At 71.8% G+C, this 8,464-nt stretch carries 9 protein-coding genes; 2 read left to right on the forward strand and 7 right to left on the reverse strand.

Features of this window, described 5'->3' with window-relative positions:
* Positions 1-267 precede the first annotated feature (267 nt).
* Complete coding sequence (locus tag LCD33_RS14585) at positions 268-1,512, reverse strand: D-alanyl-D-alanine carboxypeptidase family protein (RefSeq protein ID WP_224955943.1); 1,245 nt, start codon at positions 1,510-1,512, stop codon at positions 268-270.
* Between the two features lie 540 nt (positions 1,513-2,052).
* Between LCD33_RS14585 and LCD33_RS14590 the strand changes: the two genes are divergently transcribed.
* Positions 2,053-2,280 carry an SCO4848 family membrane protein gene (locus LCD33_RS14590; protein ID WP_224955942.1) on the forward strand — a complete coding sequence of 76 codons (228 nt, stop codon included), beginning with the start codon at positions 2,053-2,055 and terminating at the stop codon, positions 2,278-2,280.
* Between the two features lie 14 nt (positions 2,281-2,294).
* On the opposite strand, the gene LCD33_RS14595 is transcribed toward LCD33_RS14590, so the two are convergent.
* A complete protein-coding gene (locus LCD33_RS14595) occupies positions 2,295-2,525 on the reverse strand; it encodes a 4-oxalocrotonate tautomerase family protein (protein WP_224955941.1) in 231 nt (76 codons plus the stop codon).
* Positions 2,526-2,559: 34 nt separating this feature from the next.
* Entirely contained in the window at positions 2,560-3,330 is a 771-nt protein-coding gene (locus LCD33_RS14600) for an SDR family oxidoreductase (RefSeq protein WP_224965987.1), read from the reverse strand.
* A 100-nt stretch (positions 3,331-3,430) separates the two neighbouring features.
* Here LCD33_RS14600 and LCD33_RS14605 point away from each other — a divergent pair, with 100 nt between their 5' ends.
* The gene (locus tag LCD33_RS14605; protein ID WP_224955939.1) at positions 3,431-4,282 is read left to right on the forward strand and encodes a helix-turn-helix transcriptional regulator; all 852 of its coding nucleotides are present in this window, start codon (positions 3,431-3,433) and stop codon (positions 4,280-4,282) included.
* A gap of 262 nt (positions 4,283-4,544) precedes the next feature.
* On the opposite strand, the gene LCD33_RS14610 is transcribed toward LCD33_RS14605, so the two are convergent.
* From LCD33_RS14610 to sdhC, 4 genes are all read right to left on the reverse strand, one after another.
* On the reverse strand, positions 4,545-5,333 hold the full coding sequence (locus LCD33_RS14610; protein ID WP_224955938.1) for a succinate dehydrogenase iron-sulfur subunit: 789 nt from the start codon (positions 5,331-5,333) through the stop codon (positions 4,545-4,547).
* Positions 5,333-7,123 (reverse strand): succinate dehydrogenase flavoprotein subunit, encoded by a 1,791-nt coding sequence (sdhA, locus tag LCD33_RS14615; RefSeq protein ID WP_224955937.1) that lies wholly within the window; start codon positions 7,121-7,123, stop codon positions 5,333-5,335. Before sdhA ends, LCD33_RS14610 begins: the two co-directional genes overlap by 1 nt.
* 68 nt (positions 7,124-7,191) lie before the next feature.
* Positions 7,192-7,611, reverse strand: a complete 420-nt coding sequence (locus tag LCD33_RS14620) for a succinate dehydrogenase hydrophobic membrane anchor subunit (protein ID WP_224955936.1) — start codon at positions 7,609-7,611, stop codon at positions 7,192-7,194.
* 3 nt (positions 7,612-7,614) lie between these two features.
* Positions 7,615-8,052: a succinate dehydrogenase, cytochrome b556 subunit gene (gene sdhC, locus LCD33_RS14625; RefSeq protein ID WP_224955935.1), complete on the reverse strand. Its 438-nt coding sequence runs from the start codon at positions 8,050-8,052 to the stop codon at positions 7,615-7,617.
* Positions 8,053-8,464: the final 412 nt, after the last annotated feature.

The following is an 8,464-nucleotide window of genomic DNA, read 5'->3' on the forward strand; positions in this document are numbered from 1 at the left end:
GGGGGGGGGGGGCGCCGCCGCGGGGGGGGGGGGGGGGCCCCCCGGGCCGGGGGGGGGGGGGGGGGGGGGGCGCGGGCCCCCGGGGGGGGCCCCCCCCCCGGGGCCGGAGTCGGCGACCGGCTCGGGGTAGCACCGTCCGGGCGGTCCGAGCTGCGTCTTCCGGGGACCGCCCGCCGCTCGACTCCTACCAACGAGAATGCCGGGTTCCGGTTCCGGTCGGACCGGTGCGATTACCCGAGTACTACCTAGCCCGTCCGGGTGATCAGGTCACGGATGGTCCGGCCCGCGGTTCGCCGCGCGCCGGGCCGCGGCGAGCCGGGAGCGGCGCCTGCGCAGCACCGCGAACGCCCCGGCGACCACGATGATCAGCACGGCCAGCGCCGTCAGCGGCACCCCGACGGTGCCGAACATGGGCGAGCTGGGCAGGTCCCCGTCCGCGGCGGCCTGGGCGGCGGGCTCCTCGGGCTCCTCGGACGGCTCCGGTTCGGTGACCAGCTCGCCGACCGAGGTGCCGGGCGGGAGCGAGAAGCCGTGGTCGAGCAGCTGCATGGTGAACTTCGACTGCCGGACCGGCTTGTTCTCCCCGCGCATCAGCACCGCGACGAGCCGCCTGCCGTCGCGTTCGGCGGCGGCGATGAACGTGTGCCGGGCGTCGTCGGTGAACCCGGTCTTGCCGCCGAGCGCGCCCGGGTAGTTCCACAGCACCGCGTTGTCGCTCTCCACCGGCAGCGGCGGGCCACCCGGCTTGCCGGGCAGCGTGGTCTCGCGGACCGATTCGGCGTGCGCGAACTCGGGGTGCCGCATGGCCTCCCGGAAGATCAGCGCCAGGTCGTAGGCGGAGGTGCTCATCCCCGGGCCGTCCAGCCCGGACGGGGTGGCGGCGCGGGTGTCGTGCGCGCCGAGTTCGTCGGCGAGCGCGTTCATCTTCCGCACGGTGTCGTCGATGCCGCCGAGCTTCCTGGCGAGCGCGTGCGCCGCGTCGTTGCCGGACTGCATGATCAGCCCGGCCAGCACCTGCTCGACGCTGTAGGTGGTGCCGGGTTCCAGGCCGACCCGGCTGCCTTCCTGGTCGGCGTCGTCCTGGGTGACCACGAGCGTGTCGGAGAGGTCGAGCTCGCGGATCGCGACCAGCGCGGTGAGCACCTTGATGGTGGACGCAGGCCGGTGCCGGGCGTGCGGGTCGCGGGCCGCGAGCACTTCCCCGGTGTCCAGGTCGGCCAGCACCCACGACTGGGAAGCGATCGGGTCCAGCGCGGCCGGCGGTGCGCCGGGCGCGTTGATCTCGCCGCACTCGCCGAGCCGCGCACCGCCGACCGGCTCGTCCGGCACCGGCAGCGGTTCTGGGACGGGTTCGCCCGGAGCCGGGACCTCGGAGGTGTCGACGGCGGGCGGCGGAGCGGCGGCACCGGGGCACCCCGCCGGTTCCTGCGCGGCTGCGGTCAGCGGCGCGCCGCCCAGCAGCACGAGCGCGGCGCACCCGGCGGCGACGAGCCTGCCCGCGACGCGCCGCACGTCCGCGGCATTCGGTGCGAATGCCGGATTTCTCGGCGGGAAGGGGTGGGATGTGCGGACCGGGGCGACCGGGTGGTGAGCTCTCGCGGGCACGCGCTCAGGCTAGCGAACCGGATCCCGCCGCGACCCCCGGTCCGCCGGAAACCCTTCGGTTCTGTGGTCGGGCGGCGGGACCCCACGGCCTGCTTTCCCACCTCTGCCGGGCAGCACGGGGATGGCGGAACCGCAGCGGTTTCCCCGCTGGAGGTCGATGTCCACTGCGTCGGTCCGTGCACGGGGAAGTCGCCGTCCTCGCGGGGAAAGGCCTGCGACCCCGCGGGTGGTCGCTCAGCGGATCCGCCGCTGACCGGGGGACGGCGCGGCCCGCCGCGCGGGATCGAGGACCGTTCGCCGGAGGCCGCGGAGCGCGCCGGGCGGGCGCCCACCCGCCGAGAGCCGGCTCACTCGGGAGCGAGAGCCGGCCCACTCGGCAGCGAGAGCTGGGCCACTCGGGAGGTGGGCGCCGGGCCGGGCCGCCGGATGCGGGGAGATACTGCCCCCGTGACGTTCTCCCGCCGTACCGCCCTGTTCCTGCTCGCCTTCGGCGTGTGGTCGTGGCTGCTGTGGCCGACGTTCTTCCGCAACATCTGGGTGAGCGAGAACTCCTGGCAGGCCGGTTCCCCGACGCCGTTCCTCTACGTGCACTTCGTGATCGCCGCGGTGTCGCTGGTCCTGGGCACCGCGATCGGCGTGCTGGGCTGGCGCGCGTTCCGCGCGACCCGCCGCTGACCCTCCGGCGCGCCCTACCCGGCGTCCGGCGCGGTTCCCGCCCCGCCCTGCAGCGCGGCGAGCGTCAGCACGTTCCCGCCGATGCCCCAGCCGCCGTCGGCGACGTCCTCCACGAGCACGAGCGTGGTGGCGCGGGCCCGTTCGCCGAAGACTTCGGCGTAGAGGTCGGTGACGCGGTGCACGAGCCGTTCCTTCTGCTCGGCGTCGAGGGTTCCGGCGGGCACCTTCAGGTTCGCGAACGGCATGTCTTCCTCCTCCAGCAGATCGTCGCGCTTCCGGTCAGGCCGCGTTGCCGTGCGGGTCGGCGGCGTCGAGGGCGGCCACCACCTGGTCGAACTCGCCGCGGACCTCCGAGTAGCGCAGGAACTTGACCCGCTCGACGAGGATCTCCCGCGCGTCGGGGTCGGCTTCCAGCAGCGCCATCACCTCGTCGATGAACTCGTCCAGCGGCATCGCGTGCGCGCTCTCTCGGTGCCCGGGCATCAAGTCGGTCTGCACCGCCGGCGGCGCCAGCTCCTGCAGCCGCACGCTGGTGCCCCGCAGTTGCAGCCGCAGCGATTCGGTGAGCATGTGGATCGCGGCCTTCGAGGCGTTGTAGCTGGGCGTCACGCGCAGCGGGGTGAACGCGAGACCAGAACTCACGGTGAGGATGGTCGCGTCCGGCCGCCCCTGCAGGTGCTCGATGAACTCGGCGATGAGCCGGATCGGCCCGAGCACGTTGGTGGCGATGACGTCCTCCGCCGATTCGAGGAACCCGGCGGGGTCCCGCCAGTTCTCGGCGCGCATGATGCCCGCCATCGGGACGAGCACGTTCAGGTCGGGGTGGCGTGCCAGCACCTCGGCGGACGCGGCGCGGATGCTCGCCGGGTCCAGCGTGTCGATCCGCTGGGTGTCGATGCCGGGGTGCTCGGCGGCGATCTGCGCGAGGAGCTCCTCGCGCCTGCCGCCGACGATGACGGTGTTGCCCTTCTCGTGGAAGCGCAGCGCGAGGGCCAGGCCGATGCCGCTGGTGGCGCCGGGGATGAAGAGGGTGTTTCCGCTGATGTGCATGCCACGAGTCTGCGGCGGTGCCGTCCTCACGTGCAGAGATCGGTTATCGGGGGATCGGCGGTCCCTGGTCGGCGTCACCGGCCGGGTCCATGCTGGTGGCATGGATCGACCCGCGCTCGCCACCTTCCTCACCCGCCGCCGCGAGGCGCTGCGCCCCGCGGACGTGGGCCTGCCCCCGGGCGCGCGCAGGCGCACCCCCGGGCTGCGGCGGGAGGAGGTCGCCTCGCTGGCGGGGATGTCCACCGACTACTACACGCGGCTGGAGCAGCGCCGCGGCCCGCACCCGAGCGCGCAGCTGCTGACCGCGCTGGCCAGGGCGCTGCGGCTCAGCGACGACGAGCGGGACTACCTGTTCCAGGTGGCCGGGCACAATCCCCCGCGGCGGGTCCTGGCGTCGGCGCACGTGGCCCCGGCGCTGCTGCGGGTGCTGGACCGGCTGGACGACACGCCGGCGCTGATCCTGTCCCCGCTGGGGGAGACGCTGGTGCAGAACCGGATGGCCTGCGCCCTGCTCGGCGACCGCTCCGGCTACACGGGGCTGGCCCGCAGCGAGGTCTACCGCTGGTTCACCGACCCGGAGCACGAGCGCCGCATGTACCCGGAGGCCGACCGGGACCGGCAGAGCCGCGCGCAGGTCGCGAACCTGCGGGTCGGCTACGGGCTGCTGGGCGACGCCTCCGCCGCCGGTGACGTGGTGCGGGCGCTGCTGCGGGAGAGCGCGGAGTTCGCCGAGCTGTGGCGGCGCCACGAGGTCGCGAAGCGCTTCGAGGACCACAAGACGCTGCTGCACCCCGAGGTCGGCGCGATCGAGGTGGACTGCCAGGTGCTGTTCACCGAGGACCAGACCCAGGCGCTGCTGGTGCTCACCGCGGCCCCCGGCAGCGACGGCCACGCCAAGCTGGAACTCCTCAACGTCGTCGGCCACGAACGCTTCACCAGCCCCCAGCGCTGACCTGGCGAACGCGGAAGCGCCCCCCCCCCCCCGCGGGGGGGGGGGGGGGGGGGGGGGGGGGGGGCGGGGGGGGGGGGGGGGGGGGGCGGCGCCCCCGGGGGGGGGGCGCGCCCCGCAACGGGGGGGGGTGGGCGCGCGCGGCACCCCCTGGGGGGCGCGCGCGCGCGCCCCCGGGGGCGGTCGGGGTCCGCGCCCTACGGGCGCGTCACCGCCCCCGCCCCCGGGGGGGGGGGGGCGGGCGCTTCGCGGTGTTCGTGCCGGGTCAGCGGCGGCGGAACATGAGGGCGCGCTTGACCTCTTGGATCGCCTTCGTGACCTGGATGCCGCGGGGGCAGGCGTCCGTGCAGTTGAACGTGGTGCGGCAGCGCCACACGCCGTCCACGTCGTTGAGGATGTCCAGGCGCTCCTCGGCGGCCTCGTCGCGGCTGTCGAAGATGAACCGGTGCGCGTTGACGATGGCGGCGGGACCGAAGTACGAGCCCTCCGACCAGTACACCGGGCAGGACGTGGTGCAGGCCGCGCACAGGATGCACTTGGTGGTGTCGTCGAAGCGCGCGCGCTCGGCGACGGACTGGGTGCGTTCGCGGGTCGGCTCGTTGCCCGAGGTGACCAGGTAGGGCTTGATCGCCCGGTAGGCCTCGAAGAACGGTTCCATGTCGACCAGCAGGTCCTTGTGCACCGGCAGGCCCTTGATCGGCTCGACGGTGATCGTCGTCTCGCCGTTCTTGGCCAGCAGGTCCTTCATGAGGACCTTGCAGGCCAACCGGTTGACGCCGTTGATGCGCATCGCGTCCGAACCGCAGACGCCGTGGGCGCAGGAGCGCCGGAACGTCAGCGAGCCGTCCACGTACCACTTGATGTAGTGCAGCAGGTTCAGCACGCGGTCGCTGGGCAGCGCCGGGATCCGGAAGGACTCCCAGTGCAGGTCCTCGTCGACCTCCGGGTTGAACCGCTGGATCTTGACCGTGACCATCGTGGCGCCCTCGGGGATGGGCGGGGCGTCCGAAGGCAGGTCGGTGGTCTGTTCGGTGTTCGTCACGGTTGCGGTCATCAGTACTTACGCTCCATCGGCTGGTACCGGGTGACGACGACGGGCTTGTAGTCCAGCCGGATGTCGGACTGGAAGCCGGTCAGTCCCAGTGGCGCGTTCGGATCCTCGGCGTCGGGCAGCTGCTTGTACGACATGCTGTGGCGCATGAAGTTGGTGTCGTCGCGGGCGGTGTAGTCCTCGCGGGCGTGCCCGCCGCGGGACTCCTTGCGCGCCAGCGCCGCGTTCACCAGCGACTCGGCCAGGTCCAGCAGGAAGCCGAGCTCGATGGCCTCCAGCAGGTCCGAGTTGAACCGCTTGCCCTTGTCGTGCACCGCGATCCGGCCGTAGCGCTCCTTGAGCGCCTGCACGTCCGACAGCGCCTGCTTCAGCGTCTCCTCGGTGCGGTACACCGAGGCGTTGGCGTCCATCGTCTCCTGCAGCTCGGTGCGGATCGTGGCGACCCGCTCCCCGCCGTGCGCGGTGCGCAGGTGCTCGACCATGCCCTCGACGAGCTTGGTGGGCTCCTCCGGGAGTTCCACGTGCTCGTGCGCGTTGGCGTACTCCGCGGCGGCGATGCCCGCGCGGCGGCCGAACACGTTGATGTCCAGCAGCGAGTTCGTGCCCAGCCGGTTCGAGCCGTGCACCGACACGCAGGCGCACTCGCCCGCGGCGTACAGCCCCGGCACGGTGTGCTCGTTGTCCCGCAGCACCTCACCGGTGATGTTGGTGGGGATGCCGCCCATCGCGTAGTGCGCGGTCGGGTACACCGGCACCGGTTCGGTGGTCGGCTCCACACCCAGGTAGGTGCGGGAGAACTCGGTGATGTCCGGCAGCTTCTGCTCCAGCACGTCCGCGCCGAGGTGCGTGACGTCGAGCAGCACGTAGTCCTTGTTCGGACCGGCGCCGCGGCCTTCCAGCACCTCCAGGGCCATGGAGCGGGCGACGATGTCGCGCGGCGCCAGGTCCTTGATCGTCGGGGCGTAGCGCTCCATGAACCGCTCGCCGTCGGCGTTGCGCAGGATGCCGCCCTCGCCGCGGACCGCCTCCGAGATGAGGATGCCCAGGCCGGCCAGGCCGGTCGGGTGGAACTGGTAGAACTCCATGTCCTCCAGCGGCAGGCCCTTGCGGTAGATGATGCCCATGCCGTCACCGGTGAGGGTGTGCGCGTTGGACGTCGTCTTGAAGACCTTGCCGAAACCGCCGGTGGCGAACACGACGGCCTTCGCCTCGAACACGTGGATCTCACCGGTGGCGAGCTCGTAGGCCACCGCGCCGGTGCAGACCTGCTCGCCGTCCTCGCCCTCGCTCATGGTGACGTCGAGGACGTAGAACTCGTTGAAGAACTCCACGCCGTGCTTGATGCAGTTCTGGTACAGCGTCTGCAGGATCATGTGGCCGGTGCGGTCCGCGGCGTAGCAGGCCCGGCGCACCGGGGACTTGCCGTGGTCGCGGGTGTGCCCGCCGAACCGGCGCTGGTCGATCTTGCCTTCGGGCGTCCGGTTGAACGGCAGCCCCATCTTCTCCAGGTCGAGCACCGAGTCGATGGCCTCCTTGGCCATGACCTCGGCGGCGTCCTGGTCGACGAGGTAGTCGCCGCCCTTGATGGTGTCGAAGGTGTGCCACTCCCAGTTGTCCTCTTCGACGTTGGCCAGCGCGGCGCACATGCCGCCCTGCGCCGCGCCGGTGTGGGAGCGGGTGGGGTACAGCTTCGTCAGCACGGCGGTGCGGGCGCGCTGGCCCGACTCGATCGCCGCGCGCATCCCGGCGCCGCCGGCGCCGACGATGACCACGTCGTACTTGTGGTGTTGCATGGTCGCCTCCTAGGGCCGCTGGCGAGGCCGTCCGCTCACGGCGTGGCCTCGAAGCCTGCGCTGTGTCGTCAGCCGATGTTCGGGTCGAAGGTGAAGAGCACGAAGGTGCCCAGACCGACCGTGAGCAGGACCGAGACGTACAGCAGCATCTTCAGCCAGAACCGGGTGGCGTCCTTGCGGGAGTAGTCGTTGATCACGGTGCGCAGCCCGTTGCCGCCGTGCAGACCGGCCAGCCACAGCATCGTCAGGTCCCAGAACTGCCAGAACGGGGAGGCCCAGCGGCCCGCGACGAACGCGAAGTTGACCCGGTGCACCCCGCCGTCCAGGAACAGCATGATCAGCATGTGCCCGAGGACCAAGAACAGCAGCAGCACGCCCGACAGGCGCATGAACAGCCAGCTGTAGAGCTCGAAGTTGCTGCGGCGAGCGGCCGGGCGGTGCGGGGACCGGGGCTTGTCGACCGACAGCGGCGCGTCGATGGTGGTCATGGGTCAGTGCCCCCCGAACAGTTCCGTGACGGCGCGCGTGAGCATGCTGATGGCGGCGGGCACGATCAGCACCAGCCACACCACCAGAACGGTCCAGAGCATCGGCTTCTGGTATTTCGGCCCGTTCGACCAGAAGTCGACCAGCATGACGCGGATGCCGTTGAACGCGTGGAACAGCACCGCCGCGAGCAGACCCAGTTCGAACAGGATCATGATCGGGCTTTTGTAGGTTTCGATGACCGTGTCGTACGCCTCGGGCGATACCCGCACGAGAGCGGTGTCCAACACGTGCACGAACAAGAAGAAGAATGTGAGCACGCCCGTGATCCGGTGCGCTACCCACGACCACATGCCCAAGTCACCGCGGTAGAGGGATCCCTTGGCACGAGGGTTGCCCTCGCGCTGGGGGGCCTCCGCCGCGGAGGCGGTGGTGCTGGCCATGGTGGAAGGCCTCCAACGTCGCTGGTGGACTGACGGCCCGTTCGGGAACATGACGACCGGTCCGAGTCGTCGTCATTCGTACGCCCGTCACCGGCCACCTGAACAAGGCCTGGACTTCTCGGATGCTAGACCTGCACCATCCGCGCGGCCTACTCGCCTGTGCTCTGTGTGATCGACCAGACAGGGGCCCCTACCTGGTGGATCGATGTAGAAATCAACTCGTGACACCCGCGCAATGCCCAAGCAGCAGGGTCAAGCCTTAATTTCGAGAGCCACGTCACCGGACGTGCGTGCGCATCGGCCCGCATTTTCCCGCGAAGGGAGCGGGCCGCGGTCCGCGCCCCCCCCGTGGGGGGGGGGGGGGGGGGGGGCCCGGGGGGGGGGGGGGGGGGGGGGGGTTTGGATAGGGGTT

This window comes from Saccharopolyspora sp. 7B, from assembly GCF_020177435.1.
GTDB classification, from domain to species: domain Bacteria; phylum Actinomycetota; class Actinomycetes; order Mycobacteriales; family Pseudonocardiaceae; genus Saccharopolyspora_C; species Saccharopolyspora_C gregorii.

What these genes read in the sequence shown, in the direction of transcription:
- LCD33_RS14595 (WP_224955941.1), bottom strand. Translation starts at nt 2,525, where the DNA reads ATGCCGTTCGCGAACCTGAAGGTGCCCGCCGGAACCCTCGACGCCGAG.
- LCD33_RS14600 (WP_224965987.1), bottom strand. Translation starts at nt 3,330, where the DNA reads ATGCACATCAGCGGAAACACCCTCTTCATCCCCGGCGCCACCAGCGGC.
- LCD33_RS14605 (WP_224955939.1), top strand. Translation starts at nt 3,431, where the DNA reads ATGGATCGACCCGCGCTCGCCACCTTCCTCACCCGCCGCCGCGAGGCG.
- LCD33_RS14610 (WP_224955938.1), bottom strand. Translation starts at nt 5,333, where the DNA reads ATGACCGCAACCGTGACGAACACCGAACAGACCACCGACCTGCCTTCG.
- sdhA (WP_224955937.1), bottom strand. Translation starts at nt 7,123, where the DNA reads ATGCAACACCACAAGTACGACGTGGTCATCGTCGGCGCCGGCGGCGCC.
- LCD33_RS14620 (WP_224955936.1), bottom strand. Translation starts at nt 7,611, where the DNA reads ATGACCACCATCGACGCGCCGCTGTCGGTCGACAAGCCCCGGTCCCCG.
- sdhC (WP_224955935.1), bottom strand. Translation starts at nt 8,052, where the DNA reads ATGGCCAGCACCACCGCCTCCGCGGCGGAGGCCCCCCAGCGCGAGGGC.